Source organism: Thauera terpenica 58Eu, from assembly GCF_000443165.1.
GTDB lineage: Bacteria > Pseudomonadota > Gammaproteobacteria > Burkholderiales > Rhodocyclaceae > Thauera > Thauera terpenica.
This window is the reverse complement of sequence record NZ_ATJV01000001.1, coordinates 41,249-65,790: the sequence shown is the minus strand read 5'-3', so window position 1 is coordinate 65,790 and position 24,542 is coordinate 41,249. Positions and strand designations below refer to the sequence as shown.

The 24,542-nt window shown below is 65.1% G+C and carries 17 protein-coding genes; 10 read left to right on the top strand and 7 right to left on the bottom strand.

What is annotated here, in order from left to right; all coding sequences use genetic code 11:
- Position 1: 1 nt before the first annotated feature.
- From M622_RS21070 to M622_RS21055, 4 genes are all read right to left on the bottom strand, one after another.
- Complete coding sequence (locus tag M622_RS21070) at positions 2 to 772, bottom strand: phosphoadenylyl-sulfate reductase (RefSeq protein ID WP_021247516.1); 771 nt, start codon at positions 770 to 772, stop codon at positions 2 to 4.
- Positions 769 to 1,323 (bottom strand): DUF934 domain-containing protein, encoded by a 555-nt coding sequence (locus M622_RS21065; protein WP_021247515.1) that lies wholly within the window; start codon positions 1,321 to 1,323, stop codon positions 769 to 771. Before M622_RS21065 ends, M622_RS21070 begins: the two co-directional genes overlap by 4 nt.
- Positions 1,316 to 2,998, bottom strand: coding sequence for a nitrite/sulfite reductase (locus tag M622_RS21060; protein ID WP_021247514.1), 1,683 nt, complete (start codon positions 2,996 to 2,998; stop codon positions 1,316 to 1,318). The genes M622_RS21065 and M622_RS21060 overlap by 8 nt, the downstream gene beginning before the upstream one ends.
- A gap of 83 nt (positions 2,999 to 3,081) precedes the next feature.
- Positions 3,082 to 3,861, bottom strand: coding sequence for a sulfite exporter TauE/SafE family protein (locus M622_RS21055; protein WP_021247513.1), 780 nt, complete (start codon positions 3,859 to 3,861; stop codon positions 3,082 to 3,084).
- A 104-nt stretch (positions 3,862 to 3,965) separates the two neighbouring features.
- On the opposite strand from M622_RS21055, the gene M622_RS21050 reads away from it, so the two are divergent.
- Entirely contained in the window at positions 3,966 to 4,907 is a 942-nt protein-coding gene (locus M622_RS21050) for a CysB family HTH-type transcriptional regulator (protein ID WP_021247512.1), read from the top strand.
- A 28-nt stretch (positions 4,908 to 4,935) separates the two neighbouring features.
- Here M622_RS21050 and M622_RS21045 read toward each other — a convergent pair whose 3' ends face one another.
- Positions 4,936 to 5,937, bottom strand: a complete 1,002-nt coding sequence (locus M622_RS21045) for an asparaginase (protein ID WP_245543018.1) — start codon at positions 5,935 to 5,937, stop codon at positions 4,936 to 4,938.
- Positions 5,938 to 5,980: 43 nt separating this feature from the next.
- Positions 5,981 to 7,720, bottom strand: a complete 1,740-nt coding sequence (locus M622_RS21040) for a cation:proton antiporter domain-containing protein (RefSeq protein ID WP_021247510.1) — start codon at positions 7,718 to 7,720, stop codon at positions 5,981 to 5,983.
- A 197-nt stretch (positions 7,721 to 7,917) separates the two neighbouring features.
- Between M622_RS21040 and prsT the strand changes: the two genes are divergently transcribed.
- Positions 7,918 to 10,722: an XrtA/PEP-CTERM system TPR-repeat protein PrsT gene (prsT, locus tag M622_RS21035; protein WP_021247509.1), complete on the top strand. Its 2,805-nt coding sequence runs from the start codon at positions 7,918 to 7,920 to the stop codon at positions 10,720 to 10,722.
- Positions 10,723 to 10,853: 131 nt separating this feature from the next.
- Complete coding sequence (locus tag M622_RS21030) at positions 10,854 to 11,636, top strand: PEP-CTERM sorting domain-containing protein (RefSeq protein WP_031345995.1); 783 nt, start codon at positions 10,854 to 10,856, stop codon at positions 11,634 to 11,636.
- 82 nt (positions 11,637 to 11,718) lie between these two features.
- Here M622_RS21030 and M622_RS21025 read toward each other — a convergent pair whose 3' ends face one another.
- Complete coding sequence (locus tag M622_RS21025) at positions 11,719 to 13,536, bottom strand: ABCB family ABC transporter ATP-binding protein/permease (RefSeq protein ID WP_021247507.1); 1,818 nt, start codon at positions 13,534 to 13,536, stop codon at positions 11,719 to 11,721.
- 276 nt (positions 13,537 to 13,812) lie between these two features.
- On the opposite strand from M622_RS21025, the gene M622_RS21020 reads away from it, so the two are divergent.
- The 7 genes from M622_RS21020 to M622_RS20990 all read left to right on the top strand — a co-directional run bounded on the left by M622_RS21020 (position 13,813) and on the right by M622_RS20990 (position 24,534).
- The gene (locus M622_RS21020; protein WP_021247506.1) at positions 13,813 to 14,511 is read left to right on the top strand and encodes a TetR/AcrR family transcriptional regulator; all 699 of its coding nucleotides are present in this window, start codon (positions 13,813 to 13,815) and stop codon (positions 14,509 to 14,511) included.
- A gap of 22 nt (positions 14,512 to 14,533) precedes the next feature.
- The gene (locus M622_RS21015; RefSeq protein ID WP_021247505.1) at positions 14,534 to 17,020 is read left to right on the top strand and encodes an acyl-CoA dehydrogenase; all 2,487 of its coding nucleotides are present in this window, start codon (positions 14,534 to 14,536) and stop codon (positions 17,018 to 17,020) included.
- Positions 17,017 to 18,303 (top strand): acetyl-CoA C-acetyltransferase, encoded by a 1,287-nt coding sequence (locus M622_RS21010; RefSeq protein WP_021247504.1) that lies wholly within the window; start codon positions 17,017 to 17,019, stop codon positions 18,301 to 18,303. Before M622_RS21015 ends, M622_RS21010 begins: the two co-directional genes overlap by 4 nt.
- Positions 18,300 to 20,288, top strand: a complete 1,989-nt coding sequence (locus tag M622_RS21005; protein ID WP_021247503.1) for a 3-hydroxyacyl-CoA dehydrogenase NAD-binding domain-containing protein — start codon at positions 18,300 to 18,302, stop codon at positions 20,286 to 20,288. The genes M622_RS21010 and M622_RS21005 overlap by 4 nt, the downstream gene beginning before the upstream one ends.
- Before the next feature lie 34 nt (positions 20,289 to 20,322).
- Positions 20,323 to 20,730, top strand: coding sequence for an acyl-CoA thioesterase (locus tag M622_RS21000; protein WP_021247502.1), 408 nt, complete (start codon positions 20,323 to 20,325; stop codon positions 20,728 to 20,730).
- A gap of 75 nt (positions 20,731 to 20,805) precedes the next feature.
- On the top strand, positions 20,806 to 22,092 hold the full coding sequence (locus tag M622_RS20995) for an OmpP1/FadL family transporter (protein WP_021247501.1): 1,287 nt from the start codon (positions 20,806 to 20,808) through the stop codon (positions 22,090 to 22,092).
- A 60-nt stretch (positions 22,093 to 22,152) separates the two neighbouring features.
- On the top strand, positions 22,153 to 24,534 hold the full coding sequence (locus M622_RS20990) for a 3-hydroxyacyl-CoA dehydrogenase/enoyl-CoA hydratase family protein (protein WP_021247500.1): 2,382 nt from the start codon (positions 22,153 to 22,155) through the stop codon (positions 24,532 to 24,534).
- Positions 24,535 to 24,542: the final 8 nt, after the last annotated feature.

Here is a 24,542-nt window from a genome sequence, read left to right as displayed (position 1 = left end):
TTCAGCTCGCCTTGACGTGAAGGCCGCACTCCTTGGAGGCGGGGTCTTCCCACCACCAGCGCCCGGCGCGCACGTCCTCGCCGAGTGCGACGGCACGGGTGCACGGGGCGCAGCCGATGCTGGGGTAGAACTGGTCATGGAGCGCGTTGTAGGGCACTTCGTTGATGCGGATGTAGGCCCACACTTCGGTCTCGCTCCAGTCCGAGAGCGGATTGAGCTTTGCCAGGCCGTTGGCGAGGTCCATTTCGCGCAGCGGCAGCGCGCTGCGCGTCACCGACTGCGCGGCACGCAGGCCGGTGACCCAGGCCTTCTTGCCGGCCAGAGCACGGCGCAGCGGCTCCATCTTGCGCACACCGCAGCAGGCCTTGCGCAGCTCGACCGAGTCGTAGAAGGCGTTGATGCCGTGGCTGCGCACCAGGGTCTCGACCGCCGTGGCGTCGGGAAAGAAGACCTTCAGCTTCGCGTCATAGCGCTGCTCGACCTTGCCCATCAGGCTGTAGGTCTCGGCCGGGAGGCGACCGGTATCGAGCGAGAAGATCTCGATCGGCAGCGCCTGTGACAGGATCAGATCGGTCAGCACCATGTCCTCGGCGCCGAAGCTGTTGGCGAAGGTGAGCTCGCCCGCGCTGCCGAATTCCTCAAGCGCTGCGCGCAGCACGGCGAGGGCCGCGCTGGCCTTGGCGGCGACGCTGGCGCGCAGGGTGTCGGTGAGCTCGGGGTGAGTGGCCGGGTTGTTGCTGCCAGGACGAAGGATGGAGATGCTCGCGTTCATGCCTGTACCTCCTGGCTGTTTTCACGACTGACGCGGCGAAAGAGCGGGAGCGGGTCTTTCACCGAGTGCTGATAGGGTTGGGTGAAGTCGGCGATGCTGGTGAGCGCAGCCTCGAGCTGTGCGTCGCTGTAGCGCCCGGCGCGTGGCTGCAGGGCGTCGAAGCCGCAGCGCGTCATGTAATTGAACTGGTCGCGCAACACCTCGCCGATGGCACGCAGCTCGCCGCGGTAGGCGTAGCGCGTGCGCAGCAGGGTGGCGGCCGAGTAGCTGCGGCCATCGGTGAATTTCGGGAACTGCAGGCCGATCACGCTCAACAGTGAGACATCGTCGGCGAGCGCGGCGACGTCCTCACCCGCAGCCAGCCACACGCCGAGTTCGCCGCTGCGCGCGCGCGCCAGCAACTCCTCGCGCCGCGCCTGCCATACGGCGAGCGGCACCAGCACGGGGCCGGCAGGGACTGCAATGTCGGTGGGGGCCTCGCCCTCGGCGAGGGTGACGATAAGGCGCGGGTCGGTGACGACGCGGCCGTTCTTGATGAGCTGCTCAGACATGGGCGGGTTTCCTTTGCGGCTGGCGCTCGGCATACACGCGCTCCTTGAAGGGGGCGATGCCGAGGCGTTGTACGGTGTCGATGAAGCGCTCGTCTTCATGGCGCAGGTCTACATAGGTCTCGAGCAGCTGCTCGACCACGCCCACCACTTCATTGAGCGCGAACGAGGGGCCGATCACCTTGCCCAGGGTGGTGCCATTGCCCTGGGTGCCGCCGATCGAGATCTGGTACCACTCCTCGTTGTTCTTATCGACGCCGAGGATGCCGATGTGGCCGACGTGGTGGTGACCGCAGGAGTTCATGCAGCCGGAGATGTTGAGGTCGAGCTCACCGATGTCGTGCTGGTAGTCGAGATCGTCAAAGCGGTGCTGGAGGGCGTCGGCCACCGGGATCGAGCGCGCGTTGGCGAGGCTGCAGAAGTCGCCGCCGGGGCAGCAGATGATGTCGGTCAGCAGGCCGATGTTGGGCGTCGCCAGCCCGGCCGTGCGCGCCTCCTGCCAGAGTGCGAACAAGTCCTGGCGACGCACGTCGGCGAGGGCCACGTTCTGCTCGTGCAGCATGCGCGCCTCGCCAAAGCTGAAGCGGTCGGCCAGTGCGGCGATGTGGTCCATCTGCGTGGCGCTGACGTCGCCCGGCGCGGTGCCGGTCTTCTTCAGCGACAGGATCACCGAGGCGTAGCCGGGCTGGCGATGCGTACGCACGTTGCGCTTCACCCAGTTGGCGAAGGCCTTGTTGGTGGCGAGCAGGGCGTCAAATTCCGCATCATGCGCGGGCAGCTTGTCGTAGGCGGGCGGGCTGAAGTGCGCGGCGACGCGGGCGAACTCAGCCTCGGTGATGGTGCTCGGGCCGTCCTTGGCGAGCGCCCATTCGTCCTCGACCTCGCGCCGGAAGGCGTCGACGCCGAGGGCCTTGACCAGGATCTTGATGCGCGCCTTCCATGCGTTGTCACGCCGGCCCCAGCGGTTGTAGACGCGCAGGATGGCCTCGCAGTAGCTGATCAGGTGCTGCCAGGGCACGAAGGCCGCGATCTCTTCGGCCAGGATGGGCGTGCGGCCCAGACCACCGCCGACGAGCACACGAAAGCCCAGTTCGCCGGCGTCGTTGCGCACCAGGCTGAGGCCGATGTCGTACACCCGCAGCACGACGCGGTCTTCAGCGGCACTGTTGAAGGCGATCTTGAACTTGCGCGGCAGAAAGGCGAACTCGGGGTTGTAGGTCGCCCACTGGCGCAGGATCTCGGCGAAAGGCCGCGGATCGGCCACCTCGTCGACCGCCACGCCGGCGAAGGGGTCGGCGGTGATGTTGCGGATGCAGTTGCCCGAGGTCTGGTTGGCATGCATCTGCACGCTGGCCAATTCGGCGAGCATCTCGGGAATGGCCTCCAGCGCCGGCCAGTTGAACTGGACATTGGTGCGGGTGGTGAAGTGGGCGTAGCCGCGGTCATGGTTGCGCGCCAGCTCGGCGAGTTTGCGCAGCTGGCGGCTGGCGAGATGGCCGTAGGGCACGGAGATGCGGAACATCGGCGCGTGACGCTGGATGTAGACGCCGTTCTGCAGGCGCAGCGGACGGAACTCATCCTCCGAGAGCTCCCCGGCGAGGAAGCGCCCCATCTGGTCGCGGAACTGTGCAACACGTTCGTCGAGCAGATGCTGGTCGTAGTCGTCGTATTGGTACATGTGGGTTCTCTCTGTTTTGTATTCGGTCAGTAGCGAGCGCTTCGTGAGGAGCGCTCCGGTGCCTCGGATGTGGGCCCGTGTTTTCAGTGCGATATCAGCTTGGCGCCGACCAGCATCAGCATCGTCGCCAGGATGGGGCGCAGGACGCGATCGGAGACCTTGGCCGAGATGTGGCTGCCAAGCCAGATCCCGGGCAGCGAGCCAACGAGCAGGCTGCCGAGCAAGAACCAGTCGATGCTGCCGAGCATCCAGTGACCGATGCCGGCAACCGCGGTGAGCGGTACGGCATGGGCGATATCCGAGCCCACGATGCGCAGCGCCGGCATCGCCGGGTAGAGGAAGAACAGGGCGGTGACACCCAGGGCGCCTGCACCCACCGAGGAAATCGACACCAGCACGCCGAGTACCGCACCAGTGATGATGGTGAGGCGGGCGGTGCGCACCGGGTCGGGCTGGCCGCCGAAGCGGGCGAGGGCAAAGGCCTGGATGCGCTTGCGAAAGATCAGCGCCACTGCAGTGAGGACGAGCGCGACACCGAGCGCGACCTTGATCAGGCTGGCAGCGCCGTCTATCCCGCCAGGCGCGTAACGACCCACCAGCACCAGGGTGATGACCGCCGCGGGCAGGCTGCCGGTGGCGAGCAAGCGCGTGATCTTCCAGTCCACCGAGCCCTTCAGTCCGTGCGCGAGCGTGCCGCCTGCCTTGGTGATCGCGGCGTAGAGCAGGTCGGTGCCGACCGCCACTGACGGGTGGATGCCGAACATCAGCACCAGCAGCGGCGTCATCAAGGAGCCGCCCCCCACGCCGGTCAGACCGACGATGGCGCCAACGAAAAATCCGGCGATGATGTAGGCGAAGTCCATTTGCAATGTTCCTGAGTAGTGCGGCGCATCATAAATAGCTCGTTTAGGCGCAAGAAGTCGTTTATGGTTAGAGCTTAATAACTTGTTGTTATATGGAATTGAGCATGAACCTTCAGCAGTTGCGCTATATCCATGAAGTTGCCCGCTGCGGATTGAATGTCTCTGAAGCAGCGCTAGCCTTGTTCACCTCACAGCCGGGTGTGTCGAAGCAGATCCGCCAGCTTGAAACCGAGCTCGGGATCGAGATCTTCGAGCGCCATGGCAAGCGCCTGGTCGCCGTGACCGAGCCCGGGCGCGCGGTGCTGAGCATTGCCGAGCGCGTGCTGCGCGATGTCGACAACCTGCAGCAAGTGGGTGACGAGTTCGCCAACGAGAGCGTTGGCGAACTGTCGATCGCGACCACCCACACCCAGGCGCGCTATGTGCTGCCGCAGGTGATACGCGACTTCATGCGGCGCTATCCCCAGGTCAGGCTGTCACTGCACCAGGGCAATCCGCGCCAGGTGTGCGAGATGGTGCTCGATGGCACGGCTGACATCGCCATTGCCACCGAGGCCATCGCCGATTACGACGAGCTCCTGATGCTGCCCTGCTACCAGTGGAATCGCTGCGTGGTCGCCACTCCGCGCCACCCCATCCTGCGCGCATCACCGCTCACCCTGGAGGCGATCGCGCGCTATCCGCTCATCACCTATGACGACGCGTTCACCGGCCGCGGCTTGATCAACAAGGCCTTTCTCGGTCGTGGGCTGAAACCCAATGTCGTGCTCTCGGCGATCGACTCGGACGTGATCAAGAAGTACGTGGAGATGGACCTGGGCATCGGCATCCTCGCGCGCATGGCCTACGATCCGGCCGAGGATCGGCGGCTGGGCATGGTGGATGCCTCACATCTGTTCGAGTCGAGCACGACGCGTATCGGCCTGCGCAAGCGGTCGTGGTTGCGCGCCTATGTGTACGCCTTCATCGAGGGTTTTGCACCGCATCTGTCGCGGCCGATGGTGGAGATGGCCCTGGCTGGCGGCGGCAGCGACCCCGGGCTGTAGGCTTGCACGACCTGCACAGCTCGCGGCTTCAGCCGCGCTCGAACCAGCGCTTCAGGCGCACACCGCGCAGTCCCGCGCCCAGGCCTGCGATCAGGCGCACCCGTGCCTTGAGCGGGTCGAGGGTGGTGGATTGCAGCCAGTTGTTGGCGCGCTCGCCATGTACCGGGCGAACGCCCGCACCGCAGCGGCTGGCCAGCACCAGCGGCACCGAAGGCGGCAGATCGGCCTCGATGGCGGCTTCCCAGCTTGCCGGCAGGCTGGCATTGCCGGGCAGGCCGAGCACGAGCCCGGCTGCGCCCGTGAGCAGGCTGGCGCGCGCGAGCGCGCGCACCACGGCCGACACCAGCGCGGTGGAGCTGCCTGCGCCCACGGTCAGCAATTCCACCGGCGGCAGGCTGTGCACGCTGGCGGCCAGGTGGATGCGGCTATAGCGGTAGGGCGCGAGCGCGTGCAGCTGGATGTCGCTGGCGTCGATGGTGAGGGTGGCGCTGGAGCTGAAGGCGTCGACCGCCGATGGGTGGCGTTTGCTGAGCTGGGTGGCGGGAAGAATACGGTCGCCAAGCACGGCGAGCACGCCGGCACGGCCAGCGGCGGGCCTGCTGGCGAGCTGTACGGCCTGGTACAGGTTGAGCGGGCCGTCCGCCGACAGCGCGCTGGCCGGTCGCATGGCGGCGGTCATTACCACCGGTTTGGCGGTGGTGAGGGTGATGTGGAGGAAGTAGGCGGTTTCTTCCAGGGTGTCGGTGCCATGGGTGATGACCACGCCGTCCACCCCGTCGTCGTCCACCAGGGCCTGCACGCGGCGCAACAGGATGAGCCAGTGCGCGGGGCCGATGTCCTTGCTGTCCAGGCTGAACAGCTGTTCGCTGCGAATGTCGGCCAGAGCGGCGAGCTGCGGCACCGCGCCCAGCAGGTCTGCGGCGGCCAGCCGGCCAGCGCTGTAGTTGCTGAGCTCGGTGGCCGAGTTCGCGCTGCCGGCGATCGTGCCGCCGGTGGTGATGAGGGCGATGCGGGGAGGGCGCGTGCTCAAGGTATCGTCCATGAGGGGGGCTGGGTTGATCGCTGCGGGATGTCTAATCGCGCAAGGCCATGATGCGGCGCTCGCGCTCCTGTTCGAGCAGGCGTGCGGTCGCGTCGGGTGGTACGCCGAGGGTCTCCAGCACCGAGCCGGCCAGCTTCAGGCTCGATTCAAGCGTTTCCGGCACGACGATGGACGCCCCGGCTTCGCGCAGCAACAAGGCATGCTTCTCGTCCCGCGAGCGCGCGATGATGTACATGCGTGGTTCGATACGGCGGATACCTTGTACCGCATGCGTGGCCGCGGCGGTGTGATCCATCGTCAACACCACGGCGCGGGCGCGCTCGATGTGCAGCTTGCGCAGCAGCTCGGGGCGGCTGGCGTCGCCGAAAATCAAGGCTACACCGGCCTTGCGGTGCAGCGCCACGGTCTTGGCGTCATGCTCGATGGCGACAAAGCGCACCCCTTGTTCGGCCAGCATCTGGCCCACCATCTGCCCCACCCGGCCGTAGCCGGCGATGATGACGTGGCCGTCGAGCGCACCCAGTGCCACGTCCTCCGGTAGCCGGGTTGGCGGCATGCGGCGATCGATGGCGTCGCCCAGCCCCTGGCCCAGGCGGGCCACAAGCGGTGCTATCAGCATGGACACGCCGACCACGATGAGCATGAACTGCCCGACCGGGCGTGCGATGAGCTCGAAGCTGAGCGCCAGGCCGATCACGATGAAGGCGAATTCGCCGCCCTGGCCCAGCAGCAGGCCGCCTTCGGTCGCCCGCCCCCAGGACAGACCGAACACGCGCAGCAGCACGGTGACGATCAGCCCCTTGAGCGCAAACAGGCCGACGACCGAGAGCGGAATCCACACCGGCTGCGCGAGCAGCGCGCGCAGATCGATGCCCATGCCCACGGACAGGAAGAACAGCCCCATGAGCAGGCCCTTGAAAGGCTCGATGGTGATCTCGACTTCATGGCGAAATTCGGTTTCCGCAATGATGAGACCGGCCAGCAGCGCGCCCAGCGCCATCGACAGGCCGGCCGAGTAGGTCAGCGCGGCCACGCCCAGGGTGGTGAGCAGGGTGAGCGCGGTGAAGGTGTCGGCTTGGCGGTCGGCGGCGATCTGGTGGAACAGCGGGCGCACCACACGCCGGCCGATGAGGTAGAGCGCGACCACGGTGAGCACGCCCTTGAGCGTCGCGCTCGCCAGCAGGAAGGCAAAGCTGCCCTCGGCGGTGCTTGAACCGAGGATGCTGATCAGCACCAGCAAGGGCACCACGGCCAGGTCCTGGCACAACAGGATTGCAAACGCCGACTGCCCCAATGGCGTGCCGAGTTCGCGGCGCTGGATCAGCAGCTGCATGATGATCGCCGTCGATGAGAAGGCCAGCACCACGCCGAGGATGACGGAGGCTTCGACGCCGTTGCCAAAGCGTGCCGCCAGCAGGCCGATCGCCGCTGCCGTCAGCACCACCTGCAAGCCGCCCAGACCGAATACCAGACGGCGCATGGACCACAGGCGCTGCATCGACATGTCCAGCCCGATCATGAACATGAGGAAGATCACGCCCAGTTCGGCGAGAAACTCCACGTCCTCAGGGCGGGCGAAAGTCAGCCACGACAGCCACGGCCACTGCGCTGCAAACGAGGCCAGCCCGTAGGGGCCAATCAGCGTGCCGAAGGCCAGAAAGCCGAGCACCGGATTGATGCGCAGGCGTGCGAGCAGGGGGATGAGCAGCCCTGCGAGCGCGAGGAAAAGGATGATCTCCCTCAGAAGCGGGACGGGACTGTGAGCATCCATCAGCAAGGAAAAAAGGAAACGGTGAGCGGGCTTTGATTCTACGGGATGGCAGGCGCAGCTCACCACCGCCGGACAGCAATGAGCTTGCGAAGGTCTTTATGTCATTGGTGTTGTTCGTGTTGATAATGACGTATTTCACAAGTCGCTTGCGCGCTCCTGGCTACACTTTCAGCTCGCCAGAACAGGTTCAGTCCGCCATGAAACGCGCTCTCCGTCCGCTTGTCCGCAGCTTCGCCCTTGGGTTTGTCTACCTGCTCTCGAGCGCGTCGGCGCAGGCCGATCCGGCTGCCGCCAGCCGTTACTATGAAGATGGACTGCAGCGCTTTGGGCAGCAGGATCTCGCCGGTGCGATCATTCAGCTCAAGAACGCGCTGCAGGAAGATCGCAACATGCTCGCCGCTCAGCTGCTGCTGGCGCAGGCCTATCTGCGCGACGGGGATGTGGGCCCCGCCGAGGTGACGTTTCGCGAAGCGCTGCGGCTCGGGGTGAGTCGTGCCGAAGTGGCGGTGCCGATGGCGCGCATCTACCTCTTGCAAGGGCGGCCCAAGGTCTTGCTGGAATCGATTCCGGCTGAGGGTCTGCAAGGGGCCGAGCAATTGCAGGTGCTGACCCTGCGCGGGGCGGCTCATGTTGCGCTGGGACAAGGTGCCGAGGCGGAAAGCAGCTTCGCTCAGGCCCGCGCGCTCGACCCCGCATCGCCCATCCCTCTGGCTGCCGAAGTGCCGATGCTGATCGCCGGCGGCAAGCTCGATCTGGCATGGGAGCGCGCCGAGCTGGCGGTGCGCAATGACGCCGACTTTGCCCCTGCCTTCAATGCCCGCGGCTCGGTTGCGCATGCGCGCGGTGAGCTGGCCAGCGCACTGCAGGATTACGAGCGTGCGCTCGAGCTTGATCCGGGGCTGGTCGATGCACTGGTTGCGCGTGCCGGCATCCTCGTTGACCTGGGCCGCAATGACGAAGCGCGTGCCGTGCTGGCACCCACCCAGGGTGGAGCGGTCGAGCCCAGAGCCGCCTATCTGCTGGCCTTGATTGCCGAGCGCCAGGGTGATGCGGCGGCGTCCGCCAAGTACCTTGCAGAGGCCGCTGGCTTGGTGGATGCCTTGCCGATCGGATGGGTGGCGGGGCATGAGCAGTTGCTGATGGTGGGCGGTCTGGCGCACCACGCCGGACGCCAGTTCGAGAAGGCGCAGCGATATCTGGAGGCGGCGGTTGCGCGCTACCCGAACAATCTCGGCGCGCGCAAATTGCTGGCCTCGATCTATCTCGATCAGCGCGACTACGCGCGTGCAACCGGGCTGCTCGAGTTCGTCCTGCGCCTGCAGCCGGAAGATGCCCAGGCCCTGCAACTGCTGGGGCGGGTGAATCTGGCGCAGCGGCGTTACGGTCGGGCAAGTGAATTACTGGAAAAGGCGGCGCAGGCGGGTGATGGGGGCGCCCAGGCCGCGCTGGGTTTCAGCCGTCTGGGAGCGGGTGAAACCGAGGCCGCACTCAAGGATCTGCAAGCGGCGTTCGAGCAGTCGCCGACCGACTTCATCACCGCCAATGCGCTGGCAAACATCCTGATGCGGCAGGGGCATAAAAAGGACGCAGTGGCGGTTGCGCAGCGCGCCAGTGAGGCCTTGGCGGACAGTCCGGCGGTCTTGAATCTGCTGGGCGGAATGCTCAGCGCCAGTGGCGATGGCGTCGGAGCGAGGGCAGCGTATGGCGCAGCCCTGAAACTGAATGCCGATTTTCTCCCCGCGCGCCTCAATCTGGCCCGGCTTGCCGTGGCTGAGGGAAATCTCGCCGAGGCACGACAGACTTACGCCGCGATGCTGAAGAAGAACCGCAACGACGCGGTGGCCATGTATGAGAGCGGTGTTCTCGAGCAGCGCGTCGGCAACATGGCGGAGGCCGCGCGCTGGTTCGAGAAGGCGGTGGCCGAGCGCCCGGCGGACACGGGTTTTGCCCTTGCGTTGATCAACATCAGGGCCGCAGCAGGCGACCGTGAGGGGGCCTTGGACGCCGCCAGGACCCTGGCCTTGCGGCGCAGTTCGGATCTGTCTGCACTGGCTGCGCTTGCTGAAGCCCAGATCGATATCGGTGACAACAATGGCGCCCAGCACACGCTGCGCGAGATGACGAAGCAGGCCGAGTTCGATGTTGCACGCCTGCTGCGAGTGGGCTATCTGCAGCTGCGCGCGTCGAATCCGGCTGGCGCCACGTATGCCGCGCAAAAAGCGCTGCAGGGCAGGCCGGGCGATGAGGCGGCGATGGTGCTGGAGGTCGAGGCCGCCTTGCTTGATGCCTCGGTCGCGCCGGCGGCAGTCGAAGCCTTGGTCACCGCCTTGCGCAGCGCCCATCCGGCAAGCGTCAACGGATTGCGTCTGGCGGGTGATGTGGCGGTCCGCAGCAAGCGCTATGCCGAGGCTGAACGGCACTATCAGGACGCATTCAGGCAGCAGGCTTCGTTCGAGCTGCTGCAGCGGCAGGTCAGTGTTGCCGTGCTGCAGGGCGAGGCCAAGGCTGCTGTGCCTCTGGTCGAGCACTGGCTTGCTGAGAAGGGCGAGGATGCGCGCGCGCGTGAAATGCTGGCCGAGCTGTGGATGCGTAAGGGCAACTGGAAGGCGGCGCGCGAGCAATATGAAAGCCTGATTGCTGGCGGGAATGCGGGGGCTGGGGTGTTCAACAATCTGGCCAATGCCCTGCTCATGCTTGGCGAGGGCGACGCGGTGGCGGCGGCAGAGCAGGCCCTGGCCCTGGCACCCGGCGAGGTGAGCATGGTCGACACCCTGGGCTGGGCGCTGGCGCGGGCGGGGCGGCTGGACGAGGCCATGCGCCACCTGCGCGATGCGCGCCTGCGTGCGCCGCAGAACGCTGAAATTCGCTGGCATCTGGCCTACGTGCTCGCCCGCCTCGGGCGCGCCCAGGAAGCGCGCGCCGAGCTCCAGTTGGCTCTGCAGGGCAGTGCGGTGGAGCCCTGGGTGGGCGAGGCGCGGACCTTGTACTCCACGCTGCCCTAGTGTCGGCGAATTTGACGCTTATCGATGATTTTGTCATACATGATTTTTAATCCATTGTTTTTAAACAATTTTTAATTCAGGCCTGATTTTTGCTTTGAGCTGTAATGGCAATTTGAGTCAGGGAGAGAGTCATGAAATCGATCGTAATCAGAATGGCAGTCGCTACGGCGCTGTGTGCAGCTTCGGCGGGTGGGTTTGCGGCGACGAGCTGGGGTTTGACTGACTTGCCGGCCAATAACCCCCTGGTGACGGGCTGGAAAGCGAGCACCAATGCCGTGCTGATCGGCAGCACCACCGTTGATTACTGGAGTGGTAATGGCGTCGGAGTCGGTGGAGAGTCCTCATCGGATGGTCAGCACTCGCTGGACAACCAGTCAGGTTTTGAAGTGGCCCTGCTGAGTTTTGACCAGCAGGTGCGGCTCGAGTCGGTCAGGGCTGGCTGGACGCAAACGGATTCCGATATTTTCGTCATGGCCTTTACCGGTTCCGGTGCGCTTACCGCGACAACCTCGCTTACTGGCGGCAAGTTTTCCAACTTGACCACTCGTGGCTGGACTCTGGTCGGGAACTACGCTGACATCGGCACGGTGTCCAGGAGCCTGGGGACGACAGCCGGAACATTTTCGAATACGTATTCGAGTTTCTGGTTGATCGGTGCGGGGGGCTTTTCCGCCGGCGCCGGTGTGAATTCCGGAGACATCGAGAGCGGGTCTGCGGTGGCATTCGGTACGTGCCCATCGGGTTCGAACACAGTCTGCGGGAAGTACGACTATCTCAAACTCGCCAGCGTCACCGGCACGATCAAGTCGAACAACGGTGGTGGTGGCAGTGTTCCCGAGCCGGGCTCGCTCGCGCTTGCCGGTCTGGCCTTCATGGGCATGGTGGGCGTGCGACGCCGCAAGCAGGCGGCCTGAGTCGGGCCGGAGTTCGAGCCCGGATCGCAGTCCCGCAGCTAAATGAACAACGGCGCCATCGGCGCCGTTGTTCATTTCCTGGCTAGCTTGCAGCCCCGTTTGCGCTCTGCTCTTCCTGCTGCTGCAACATCCACATCTGCGCATAGGTGCCGCCCTGCGCCAGCAGCGCAGCATGGCGTCCGCGCTCCATGATGCGGCCACCGTCGAGGACGATGATCTCGTCCGCATCCATGATCGTCGACAGCCGGTGCGCAATCACCAGCGCCGTCCGTCCTTGGGCGGCGCGTTCGATCTGAGCCTGGATCGCTTTCTCGGTCTTGGAGTCGAGCGCGGAAGTGGCCTCGTCGAAGATCAGGATGGCTGGGTTCTTCAGCAGCGCGCGCGCAATGGCGACGCGCTGCTTCTCTCCGCCCGACAGCTTCAGCCCGCGCTCGCCGACGCGCGTCTCGTAGCCATCGGGGAGTTGGCGGATGAAGTCTTCGAGTTGTGCGGCGCGCGCGGCAGCGTCCACTTCCTCGCGCGTCGCGCTCGGGCGGCCGTACTGGATGTTGTAGAACAGGCTGTCGTTGAACAGCACGGTGTCCTGCGGCACGATGCCGATCGCGCCACGCAGGCTGTCCTGGCTGAGCTGGCGCAGATCGTGGCCGTTGATGCGGATGGCACCGCTGCTCACGTCATAGAAGCGGTACAGCAGCCGCGCCAGCGTTGACTTGCCCGAGCCGGAGTGGCCGACGATGGCCACCGTGCTGCCGGTGGGGATCTCGAAGTCGACGTCGAACAGGATGGCGCGCTTGGCATCGTAGGCGAAGCTGACGTTCTCGAAACGCACACTGGCCGGACCGCCAGGCAGGTTGATGGCGTCGGGCGCGTCGGCAATCTCACGATGCTGGTGCATGAGCCCGAACATGCGCTCGATGTCGGTCAGTGACTGACGGATCTCCCGATACAGCACGCCAAGGAAGTTGAGCGGGATGTAGAGCTGGATGAGGAAGGCGTTGACCAGCACGATGTCACCGATGGTCATCTCGCCGGTCGCGACACGGGCGGCGGCCTGCCACATCATGGCGGTGACGGCCACGGCAATGATCGCGGCCTGGCCGACGTTGAGCGCGGACAGCGAGTATTGATTGGTGACCTGGGCGGTAGTCCATTTCTGCAGCTGTTCGTCGTAGCGGCGTGCCTCGAACTCCTCGTTGTTGAAGTACTTCACCGTCTCGAAATTGATCAGGCTGTCGATCGCGCGCGCATTGGCGGCCGAGTCAAGCTCGTTGGCCTCGCGCCGCAGCTTGGTGCGCCAGTTGGTGATCTTCACCGTGAAGGTGACGTAGATCGCCAGCGCGCTCAGCGCGATGAGGGCGAACACCGCGTCGTAGCGCGCCAGCAGGATGCCGATCACCATGCTGATTTCGATCAGCGTCGGCAGGATGGAGTACAGCGTGTAGCTGATCAGCGAGCCGATCGAGCGCGTGCCGCGTTCGATGTCGCGCGTCAGGCCGCCGGTCTGGCGTTCAAGGTGAAAGCGCAGCGACAGCGCATGCAGGCGGCGAAAGACGCGCAGGGATATTTCGCGCACGGCCTGCTGGGTGACGCGGGCGAAGATGACTTCACGCAGTTCGGTGAAGAGCGAGGTGGAGAAGCGCAAGACACCGTAGGCGAGCAGCAGCGCAGCAGGGACAAGGATGAAGGCCTGCTCGCGCGTCATCGACAGATCGTCAATGATGTTCTTGAAGATGATGGGCACCGTCACGTTGGCGCCCTTGGCCAGGATCAGGCTGCCGAGTGCGAAGATGACCCGCCATTTGTAGGCCCAGATGAAGGGAAACAGGCTCTTCAGGGTCTGCCAGTCACGGCGGTCCATGGGTTCGGGGCCGGGCAGTGCGGCGGCGGGGGCGCGTCTCATGGTGTTTCCTGGTGTGGAGCGGGCTGCGCGCGCATCGTGTTGAAGGTTCGCGAAGCGAAAACGGCCCCCATTCTGCCTCAAGATCTGCCGGCTTCCGGAAGCGCCGGCCTTCTCACCCGGCGGCCATGTGCTGCGCTGTGCGTAATGAACCCGGTTGCCGCGCTGCGCGTGAGGACTTTCCTTTCAGCTCGATAAGCCTGGCTTGACAGGCAATAAGGAGAACGTATGATTCAAACAGGCGTTTGAAATGGTGCTCAGATGTGTCCCGTTGCCTGTATGCCGCAGCCCGAAACCCGCGACCGCATCCTTGATGCGGCCGAGGCGTTGTTTGTCGAGCATGGCTTTGAAGGCACCTCGATGCGCGTGATCACCCGCAGCGCTCAAGCCAATCTGGCGGCGGTGAACTATCACTTCGGCAGCAAGGATGCGCTCATCCAGGCGGTGTTCAGGCGTCGGCTGACGGCACTCAACGAGGCCAGGCTTGCAGCCTTGGACCAGCTTGAGGCCCAGGCTGGCGATGCTGCTCTCAAGCCCAGCCGCATCGTTTTCGCCTTTTTCGGCACCGCCCTGGCGATGGCGGCCGATACCGAGCACGGCGGCGCCACCTTCATGCGTCTGCTCAGCCGCACCTATAACGAACCCAATGCTTTCGTGCGCCAGTTTCTCGCCGAGGAATATGCCGAGGTGATGGACCGCTTCCTGGGCGCGCTGTTCCGTGCGCTGCCCGAGGTTCCCCGGACAGAAATCATGTGGCGCTTCCATTTCATGATGGGAGCCATGTCCTTCGCGATGGCGGGCATCGAGAGTGTGCATGCAATGGCCGGTTTGCCCTATGAGGACGAAGACCCCGCGCGCCTGTTGCCGCGGCTGATGAGCTTCCTGCTGGGCGGACTGCGGGCGCCTCTCGCTGATCTGGCGGAGACGCCGCGCCCCATGATGTTTGATGTTCACGACGGGATCCACGGCGCAGGCTGAGTCCCCGGCAAAGGAGATGGCGATGTTCTGGATTGTCCTTGTTTGTCTGCCCGTACTGGTGGTGACGCTCGCCTATCGGCGTGTCCCTCTCCCTATCTGGCTGCTCACCGGTCTGGTGTGGATTGCGGCAATGGGCTGGGCGGCGGATGGCTCAGTGCTGCTGACCTTTTTCGTGCTCGCGCTCTATGCCGGAGCGATGAGTCTGTTTCTGGTCGAAAGCTGGCGCCGGCAGTGGGTGACGGCGCCCATCTTCAAGGCCTTCCGCAAGGCGCTGCCGGGTATGTCGCAGACCGAAAAGGACGCGATCGAGGCCGGCACGGTGTGGTGGGAGGGAGAGCTGTTCAGAGGTAATCCGGACTGGGACAAGTTCGGGAAGTACCCCTGGCCGAAGCTGAGTGAAGAGGAGCAGGCTTTTCTCGATAACGAAGTCGATGAACTGTGCCGCCTCACCAACGACTGGGAGTGCACCCAGAAGCAGGACATGCCGCTGGCGGTGTGGGAGTACATCCGCGACCAGGGCTTCCTGGGCATGATCATCCCCAAGGAGTACGGCGGCAAGGGCTTCTCCGCCTATGCCCACTCACAGGTGATCACCAAGCTGTCGACGCGCTCATCGGCCCCCGCGGTCACCGTCATGGTGCCCAATTCGCTTGGTCCGGCCGAGTTGCTGCTGCACTACGGCACGCCCGAACAGAAGCAGCGCTACCTGCCCGGCTTGGCCAGTGGGCAAGAAATCCCCGCGTTTGCGCTGACCAGTCCGTGGGCGGGTTCGGACGCGGCGTCGATTCCGGATGCCGGCGTGGTGTGCAAGGGCATCTGGAATGAGGAGGAAGTGCTGGGCGTGCGCGTCAGTTTCGACAAGCGCTACATCACCCTGGCGCCGGTGTGCACCGTGTTCGGGCTGGCTTTCAGGATGTATGACCCGGACGGCCTGCTGGGTGGCGAACAGGATATCGGCATCACCTGCGCCCTGGTGCCGCACGACCACCCCGGCGTCGAGATCGGTCGTCGCCACATGCCGCTCAACGCGGTGTGGATGAACGGTCCGGTGCGCGGCACGGACGTGTTCATGCCGCTCGAGTTCATCATCGGCGGGCCGAAGATGGCGGGCCAGGGCTGGCGCATGTTGATGGAGTGTCTCGCGGCCGGGCGCTCGATCTCGCTGCCGGGCGCCAACGTCGGCATGCAGAAGATGACTGCGCGTGCGGTGGGGGCCTACGCCCGCGTGCGTTACCAGTTCCGCACTGCGATCGGTCGCTTCGAAGGTGTGGAAGAGGCCTTGACGCGCATTGGGGGCAACACCTACTTGTGCGACGCCGCGCGCGTGATGACGGCGGGTGCGATCGATCTGGGCGAGAAGCCGTCGGTGGTGTCGGCCATCGTCAAATATCACGTCACCGAGCGTGCGCGCCAGGTCGTCAACGACGGCATGGACGTGATCGGAGGCAAGGGGATCTGCCTCGGGCCGCAGAACTTCCTCGGTCGTGCCTATCAGCAGATTCCCATCGGCATTACGGTCGAGGGGGCGAACATCCTCACCCGCAGCCTGATCCTGTTCGGTCAGGGCGCCATTCGCTGCCACCCCTTCGTGCTCGCCGAAATGGACGCGGCGCAGCGCGACGATGAGGACGCCTTCGACCTCGTGTTGTGGGATCACGTCGGTTTCACGGTCAGCAATGCCGGGCGTGCGATCGTGATGGGGCTGACCGGCTCGCATTTCGTCAAGGTACCGCAAGGCGTGGCACGCGAGACGCGCCGTTATTACCAGCAATTGACCCGCTTCTCGGCCGCCTTCGCCTTCATCGCCGATGTTTCGATGGGCAGCATGGGTGGGGCGCTCAAGCGCAAGGAAAAGCTGTCGGCGCGACTGGGCGACATTCTGTCGCTGATGTATCTCGCCACCGCCACGCTCAAGCGCTATGAGGCCGAGGGCCGCTGCGCGGCTGACGCGCCGCTCATGCACTGGGCGATCTGGGACTGCATGTTCCGCATCCAGCTCGCTTTCGAGGGTGTGATTGCCAACTTCCCCAACAAGCTCTTCGCCCTGGTGCTGCGCCACCTCGTCGTGTTCCCGCTCGGTCGGCCCTACGTCGTGCCTTCGGACCGCCTCGGCCACAAGGTGGCGGCGCTTCTCATCGCGCCGTCCGCGACGCGCGATCGACTGAGCTCCGACGTCTATCTGCCCACCGACATCGAAGAGCCGGTCGCGGCGCTCGAGGCCGCGCTGCTCGCGACCATCGCTGCCGAGCCGATCGAGAGCAAGGTGAAGCAGGCGCAACGTTCCGGCGCCTTCACCCCTGGCCTGATGACCAGTGGCGATGTCGATGAGCTGTGGCGCCGTGCGCGCGACGCCGGGGTGATCAGCGCCGACGAGTATGAGCTCGTGGAGCGGCGCAACATGTTGCGCGACAAGGTCATCCGTGTGGATGACTTCCCCTACGACTTCGAGCTCAAGGCGGCGCTGTGCGACATGCCGGATTCATCGCCGCTGTCCAAGGCCAGGACATGACGCGCGAGGTCTTCATCATTGATGGTGCGCGCACGCCTTTCCTCAAGGCTCGCACCGGCCCTGGCCCCTTCTCCGCGGCGGACATGGCGACCGCCGCCGGTTCGGCGCTGCTGCTGCGCCAGCCCTTCGCGCCCGAGCAACTCGATGAAGTGATCCTGGGCTGCGCCAGCCCGGCCGCCGATGAGGTCAACATCGGCCGTGTGGTGGCGCTGCGCATGGGCTGTGGGGATGCCGTTCCGGGGTGGACGGTGATGCGCAACTGCGCTTCGGGCATGCAGGCGCTGGATTCTGCGGTGGCCAACATTCGCCTGGGGCGCTCGGAGCTGGTGCTGGCCGGCGGCGTCGATGCGCTTTCGCATGCGCCGCTGTTGTTCTCCGAGGCCATGACGCGCTGGCTGGCAAACTGGTTTGCGACCAGGAACGTGGGGCAGAAGCTGCGCGCGCTGAAGTCGCTGCCCTTGAGGCATCTGGCGCCGGTGGTCGGCATCATGAAAGGGCTGACTGACCCGGTGATCGGCCAGCTGATGGGGCAGACGGCCGAGAATCTCGCCTTCAAGTTCGGCATCACCCGTGCAGAGATGGACGCGTTTGCAGTGCACAGCCATCAGCGTGTTGTGGCTGCGCAGGATGCCGGACACTACGCCGATGAGATCGTGCCGCTGATCGGGCGCGACGGCACGGTATTCGCCGCCGATGACGGCGTGCGCCACGACTCCTCGGTGGAAGCTCTGGCGAAGCTCAAACCCTTCTTCGACAAGAAGTACGGACGCATCACCCCCGGCAACAGCTCACAGATCAGCGATGGCGCGGCCTGGCTGGTGCTGGCTTCGGCCGCGGCAGTCGAGCGCCACGGCCTGCAGCCGCGCGGACGCATTGTGGACAGCCAATGGGCAGCGCTGGCGCCCGCGCAGATGGGCCTGGGGCCGGTGCATGCCGCGATGCCCATCCTGCAGCGCCATGGTCTGGCACCGAACGACCTGGATGTATGGGAGTTGAATGAAGCTTTTGCGGCGCAGGTCATCGCCTGCCTGCGCGCTTTTGATGACGATGATTACTGCCGCCAGCACCTTGGCGTCGAGGCCGCACCCGGTGCACCCGACATGGCAAGGCTCAACGTCGATGGCGGCGCGGTGGCGCTCGGTCATCCGGTGGGAGCGAGCGGCGCGCGCATTGTTCTGCATCTGCTCAATGTGTTGCATCGCACTGGCGGTCAGCGGGGCTTGGCGTCGATCTGCATCGGCGGCGGGCAGGGCGGTGCGATGCTGGTGGAGACGGTGCAATGAGCCCGATCACGCAACAGACATGGCAGCACTGGCGCTTGCGCTACGAGGATGACGGCCTCGCCTGGCTCGAGATCGATTGTGCGGGTGCGGCGGCAAATACCTTGTCCTCCGAGGTGTTGGGGGAGTTCAGTCAGGTGCTTGACGCGCTCGATGCGCGCGCGCCCACAGCGCTGGTGATCGCATCGGGCAAGGGGGCCGGTTTCATCGCCGGAGCGGATATTGACGAGTTCGCGAGCTTTGATTCGGTCGCGGCTGCGCGCGGTTTCGTGGAGCGTGGCTGGAGTCTGCTCAATCGGCTGGCTGCGGTGGGCTATCCCACATTGGCGCTGATCCGTGGTCACTGTCTGGGTGGTGGGCTGGAACTGGCGCTGGCCTGTCGTTACCGCCTGGCCGTCGATGAGCCCGGCACCAGGCTGGCGCTGCCCGAGGTCATGCTGGGCATCGTTCCGGGCTGGGGCGGCATCAAGCGGCTACCGGCCACCATTGGCCCGATGGCGGCGCTGGACATGATGCTGACCGGCAAGAGTGTCGATGGCAGGAAAGCCAGACGCCTGGGACTGGTCACCGATTGCGTGCCGGCGCGGGTCATGGACGCAGCCGCGCGCATCATGGTGCTGTCCGGTGCTGCCCCACGCAAGCTGGCCGTGCCCGAATGCGTCCTGCGTTACGTGATCAACGGCCCCCTGCGCGGCAAGCTTGCCGACAAGGCGCGCAAGCAGACCGCCGCAAAGGTCGTACGCGAAAACTATCCTGCACCCTACGCCATCATCGATATCTGGGAAAGATATGACGGCAACGTGCTCGCCGTGCCCGCAGGTGAGCCCGCCGCGCTCGAGGCCTTGTTTGCCTCGCCAACAACAAGAAACCTGCTTCGGGTGTTCTTCCTGCAGGAGCGCCTGAAGGCCTTTGGCAAGGATGGCGCGTTCTCGCCCAGGCACGTGCATGTGGTCGGCGCCGGCGTGATGGGCGGCGACATTGCCGCGCTGTGTGCGTTGCGTGGCATGCGCGTGACCCTGCAGGATCAGACGGTGGAGCGCATTGCGCCCGCCATCCAGCGTGCGGCCAAGCTGTTCGAGCGCCGTTACAAGGGCGACGCCCGCCGCGTGCGCTTTGCGCTCGATCGTCTCATCCCCGACTCCCAGGCTCAGGGTGTCGCGCACGCCGAGCTGATCATCGAAGCCATCTCCGAGAATCTGGAAGCCAAGCGCAGCGTGTTTGCCGAGCTCGAGCGCCACGCCAGAGCGGACGCGGTGCTCGCGACCAACACCTCCAGCCTGCGCCTGGAGGATATCGCCTGCGCGCTGCAGGCGCCGCAGCGCTTGGTCGGCATTCACTTCTTCAACCCGGTGGCGCAACTGCCGCTGGTGGAGGTGGTGCACGGCGAGGCCAGCGACCCTGAGGTGCTGCGCCGCGCAATCGGTTTCGTGCGCGCGCTCGACAAGCTGCCGCTGCCGGTGAAGAGCGCGCCCGGTTTCCTGGTCAATGCGGTGCTTGGCCCCTACATGCTCGAGGCCCTGCGCTGCGTCGAGGAAGGCTGTGCGCCCGAAACCGTCGACGCCGCCCTGGTGCGTTTCGGCATGCCGATCGGTCCGGTCGAACTCGTCGATACCGTCGGTCTCGACATCGCGGTGGCCGCCGGTGAGGCGCTTGCCGGCGCGGGCGCGAAGCCGCCGCCGCGGCTGCTGAAACTGGTCGCCGAAGGCAAGCTCGGGCGCAAGAGCGGCGAAGGTTACTACCGCTGGGTGGAGGGCAAGGCGCAAAAGGGCGAGGCAGGGGCGTTCGCCCCCGAGCTCGCCGATCGCATCCTGGCGCCCTTGCTGGCCGCCGCTGAACGCTGCGTGCGCGAGGCGGTGGTGGCCGATGCGGATCTGGCCGATGCCGGGGTGATATTCGGCACCGGCTTTGCACCTCACACCGGCGGGCCCCTGCAGCTTGCCCGCAGTCTCGGGAAAACCCGAATTGGCACTGAGCCCGGAATTGGCTGAACGTGTCCGACAACTTACATGACAGGAGACCTGGATGAGCGATCTCGCCACCTTGAGGACCGCGCTGCCGCAGGACAAGCAACCCGCCTTGCGCGTCATGCCCATGCCTGCCGACCTCAACCCCGCCGGCGATGTGTTCGGTGGCTGGGTGATGTCGATGGCGGACATCGCCGGTGCCATTCCAGCGGTGCGGCGCGCGCGCTCGCGGGTGACCACCGTGGCGGTGAATTCATTCACCTTCAAGCAGCCGGTGTCGGTTGGTGATCTGGTGAGCTTTTACGCCGAGGTGACAGCGGTCGGGCGGACGTCGATCACGGTTGACGTCGAGGTGTTTGCCGAGCGTGACCCGGAGAACCCGGTGGTGGTGAAGGTGACCGAGGCGCGACTTACTTACGTCGCACTCGATGACAAGGGGCGCAAGCGGCCGGTGCCGGCCGAGTAGAGCGTAGGGCGAGGGCGGTATTTTCGATCAGAGCGGGCATGACCTGCAATCAATGACGAGGATAGGGGGCGAGACATGAAGATGAAGCGTCTGGTAGTCAATATGGCTGCGGCAACGGCTGGACTGGCGGCAGGCCATGCGATGGCGGCGGGGTTTGCGCTGCAAAATCAGAACGGGGCAGGAACCGGCTACGCCTACGCGGGCTCAGCTGCAGTGGCAGAGGATGCCAGCACGATTTTCTTCAATCCGGCAGGGATGCTGTATCTGAGCGAAGGGCATCACGTAACGGGCGCCCTGACCGTGCTTGATCGCTCGCTGGAGTTTTCTGACCGAGGGTCGAACGCGCTCAGGGTCGCAGCACCTCCTGTGCCGGCCTACGCGCTGGGTAGCAAGGGCGGCAATGCGGGAGGTGTTTCAGCCGTGCCGGCCGCTTATTGGGCGATGTCGATCAACAAGGATCTGCGTGTTGGTCTGGGTGTTTCGCCCACTTTTGGCAATGCCACCGAGTGGGCTGATGACTTCATCGGGCGTTACCAGGGTGTGTATTCCGAGATCAAGGCGATCAACCTCAACCCCAGCGTGGCATTTCGCGTCAATGAAAAGATCGCGCTGGGTTTTGGTGTGAACTACGTGAAGTTCGAGGCGGACTTGCGTGGCATGCAGCCAGTGACCGGCGCGTTGCCCAGTACGGTCGACGTCAAGAGCAAGCTTTCTGGCGACGATACGGGTTGGGGCTGGAACGTCGGAGCAATCTTTGAACTCAGCCCGCAAGCCCGGCTTGCGCTGACTTATCGCTCGAAGATCGACCTTGACGTGGAGGGCCAGGTGGAAACCGGGCCGAGCTCGACCCCCGCCAAAGTGGCGGTCGAACTGCCCGATACCGCTTCGATTGCGCTCGCCTACCAGATGTCCGACAAGTTGCAGATTCTGGCCGACTACACCTGGATGGGCTGGAGCTCCATTCCCAGTCTCGACGTGAAGCATCGCAGCTTAGGCGTCACCTTGACCGACGAGCGACTGGGTTTCAAGGATAGCTTCCGGGTCGGGCTGGGCATGCAGTACCAGTACACCGATGCACTGCGCCTGCGTGCGGGGATGGCGTACGACGAGTCACCGGTGACTACAGTCAGTGATCGAACGGTGCGCCTGCCTGACTCGGATCGTACCTGGCTGGCTTTCGGCCTTAACTACAAGCTCAACAAGCAGACCTCGATAGACGCCGGCTACGCGCGTCTCTTCTTCGACAAGGAGAAGATCGAGCGACGCACCGTGCTCGGCATGACGCAAACCGGGCAGTTCGTGCGAGGCTCGTTCGATACCTCGGTCAACATCTTTTCGCTCCAGGTCAACCACGCTTTCTAATCCTCCCAGAGGGCTGCGGCCGGGCCTGCTGGTCCGGCCGCTTCGCATCCGGAGAAACGTATGAGCCGTCTCATCATCCGCAAAGTAGCCGTGCTCGGTGCCGGCGTCATGGGCGCGCAGATCGCTGCTCATTGCGCCAATGCCGATGTGCCCGTGATTCTGTTCGATTTGCCCGCACCCGAGGGCGAGCCCAACGGCATCGCCAACAAGGCGCTCGCGGGCATCGGCAAGCTCGATCCGGCGCCCTTCGCCAGTCGGGAGCGGGCGCAATATATCGAAACTGCCAACTACGAAGCCGATCTCGCGCGCCTGGGTGAGTGCGAGCTCGTGATCGAGGCCATTGCCGAGAAGATGGAGTGGAAGCTCGACCTTTACGCCAGGGTCGCCCCCTTTCTGAAGCCCGGTGCTGTGTTTGCCTCCAACACCTCGGGCCTGTCCATCACTGCGCTGGCTGCCGGCATGCCGGTCGAGCGGCGCAGTCGCTTTTGCGGCATCCATTTTTTCAATCCACCGCGCTACATGCCGCTGGTGGAACTCATCCCCACTGCCGACACCGATGCGGCGATGCTGGACGCGCTCGAGGCCTGGCTGACGACGCGACTGGGCAAGAGCATCGTGCGCGCCAGGGATACGCCCAACTTCGTCGCCAACCGCGTCGGTGTGTTCTCCATCCTGGCCGTCCTGCACCACACGGCGCGTCTGGGGCTGAGCTTCGACGAGGTCGACCTGCTCACCGGGCCGCGCATCGGCCGCCCCAAGAGCGCCACCTTTCGTACCGCGGACGTGGTCGGCCTCGACACCCTGGCCCATGTCATCGACACCATGCAGGCTACCTTGGCGGACGACCCCTGGCATGCCTACTTCAAGTCGCCTGCCTGGTTGCAGGGGCTGATCGGCAAGGGCGCGCTGGGGCAGAAGACCAAGGCCGGCATCTACCGCAAGCAGGGCAAGCAGATTCAGGTGCTCGATCTTGCCTTGCAGGATTATCGCGATAGTGGCGGCGAGGTTTTTCCTGATGTTGAGGACATTCTCAAGCTCAAGAGCCCGGTCGAGAAATTCGCTCAGTTGGCGGCACATCCGCATCCGCAGGCGCAGTTCCTGTGGTCCATGTTCCGCGATGTGTTCCACTACTGCGCCGTTCATCTGGGTGCTATTGCCGACACGGCGCGCGATGTTGACCTGGCCATGCGCTGGGGCTTTGCGTGGGCACAAGGCCCGTTCGAAGCCTGGCAGGGCGCCGGGTGGGCGGCGGTGGCGGGCATGATCCGCGAAGACGTCGAGCATGGGCGTGCGATGTCGGACGTGCCGCTGCCGGACTGGGTGTTCGAGCGTGCTGGCGTGCACAGCCCTGCGGGCTCCTTCAGCGCAGCCGAAAAATTGCTCAAGCCGCGAACCGATCTGGCGGTCTATGAGCGCCAGCTCTACCCCGACCGCGTGCTGGGCGAGGCGCCGCTCGAGCGTGGCGAGACGCTGTGGGAGAACGCCGGTGTGCGCCTGTGGCGGCGCGCTGATCAGGATGCGCGCATCGGCATCGTCTCGATCACCTCCAAGATGCATGCGATCGGTGATGAGGTCATGGACGGCATGCTCGAAGCCATCGCGCGCGCAGAGATCGATCTTGATGGCCTGGTGATCTGGCAGCCGGCGCCGTTCGCGGTGGGTGCCAACCTGCAGCAAGTGGGGGCGGCATGCCGGGCCGGCGAGTTCGATCTGCTCGACAAGATGGTGGCCAGGTTTCAGCGTACCTCGATGGCGATCAAGCATGCCCAGGTGCCCGTGGTGGCGGCTGTGCAGGGCATGGCGCTGGGTGGCGGCTGCGAGTTCGCGATGCATGCGGCACACCGCGTCCTGGCGCTCGAGAGTTACATGGGCCTGGTCGAGGCGGGCGTGGGTCTGATCCCCGCCGGTGGCGGGAGCAAGGAGTTTGCGCTGCAGGCGCACGCGATGGCGCAGCGCGCTGCGGGTGGCGACGTGTTCCCCTATATCCAGAATGCCTTCCAGACCATCGCCATGGCCACCGCGAGCAAGAGCGCGCTGGAGGCGGTGCAGCTCGGTTTCGCCAGCGCAGCGGACGACATCGTGCTCAACGCCAACGAGTTGCTTTACGTGGCGATCAGGCGTGCGCGCGCACTGGCCGAGTCGGCATGGCGACCACCCATGCTCAACCCGGCGCTCACGGTGGCCGGGCGCAACGGCATCGCAACCTGCGAGATGATGCTGGTGAACATGGCCGAGGGCGGTTTCATCTCGGCGCATGACTATAGAGTGGCCAAGGCGGCTGCGACTGCGCTGTGCGGCGGCGAAGTGGACTCTGGTCGCCGCGTCGGCGAGCAGTGGGTGCTGGACGTCGAGCGTGCCCAGTTTCTCGAGTTGCTGAAGAGCGAGAAAACCCAGCAGCGCATCGCGCACATGCTCGACACGGGCAAGCCCCTGCGTAACTGACGGAGAGA

Excerpts from the sequence above, each read along its gene's own strand:
- M622_RS21070 (WP_021247516.1), bottom strand. The coding sequence starts at position 772 with ATGAACGCGAGCATCTCCATCCTTCGTCCTGGCAGCAACAACCCGGCC.
- M622_RS21065 (WP_021247515.1), bottom strand. The coding sequence starts at position 1,323 with ATGTCTGAGCAGCTCATCAAGAACGGCCGCGTCGTCACCGACCCGCGC.
- M622_RS21060 (WP_021247514.1), bottom strand. The coding sequence starts at position 2,998 with ATGTACCAATACGACGACTACGACCAGCATCTGCTCGACGAACGTGTT.
- M622_RS21055 (WP_021247513.1), bottom strand. The coding sequence starts at position 3,861 with ATGGACTTCGCCTACATCATCGCCGGATTTTTCGTTGGCGCCATCGTC.
- M622_RS21050 (WP_021247512.1), top strand. The coding sequence starts at position 3,966 with ATGAACCTTCAGCAGTTGCGCTATATCCATGAAGTTGCCCGCTGCGGA.
- M622_RS21040 (WP_021247510.1), bottom strand. The coding sequence starts at position 7,720 with ATGGATGCTCACAGTCCCGTCCCGCTTCTGAGGGAGATCATCCTTTTC.
- prsT (WP_021247509.1), top strand. The coding sequence starts at position 7,918 with ATGAAACGCGCTCTCCGTCCGCTTGTCCGCAGCTTCGCCCTTGGGTTT.
- M622_RS21030 (WP_031345995.1), top strand. The coding sequence starts at position 10,854 with ATGAAATCGATCGTAATCAGAATGGCAGTCGCTACGGCGCTGTGTGCA.
- M622_RS21025 (WP_021247507.1), bottom strand. The coding sequence starts at position 13,536 with ATGAGACGCGCCCCCGCCGCCGCACTGCCCGGCCCCGAACCCATGGAC.
- M622_RS21020 (WP_021247506.1), top strand. The coding sequence starts at position 13,813 with ATGCCGCAGCCCGAAACCCGCGACCGCATCCTTGATGCGGCCGAGGCG.
- M622_RS21015 (WP_021247505.1), top strand. The coding sequence starts at position 14,534 with ATGTTCTGGATTGTCCTTGTTTGTCTGCCCGTACTGGTGGTGACGCTC.
- M622_RS21010 (WP_021247504.1), top strand. The coding sequence starts at position 17,017 with ATGACGCGCGAGGTCTTCATCATTGATGGTGCGCGCACGCCTTTCCTC.
- M622_RS21005 (WP_021247503.1), top strand. The coding sequence starts at position 18,300 with ATGAGCCCGATCACGCAACAGACATGGCAGCACTGGCGCTTGCGCTAC.
- M622_RS21000 (WP_021247502.1), top strand. The coding sequence starts at position 20,323 with ATGAGCGATCTCGCCACCTTGAGGACCGCGCTGCCGCAGGACAAGCAA.
- M622_RS20995 (WP_021247501.1), top strand. The coding sequence starts at position 20,806 with ATGAAGATGAAGCGTCTGGTAGTCAATATGGCTGCGGCAACGGCTGGA.
- M622_RS20990 (WP_021247500.1), top strand. The coding sequence starts at position 22,153 with ATGAGCCGTCTCATCATCCGCAAAGTAGCCGTGCTCGGTGCCGGCGTC.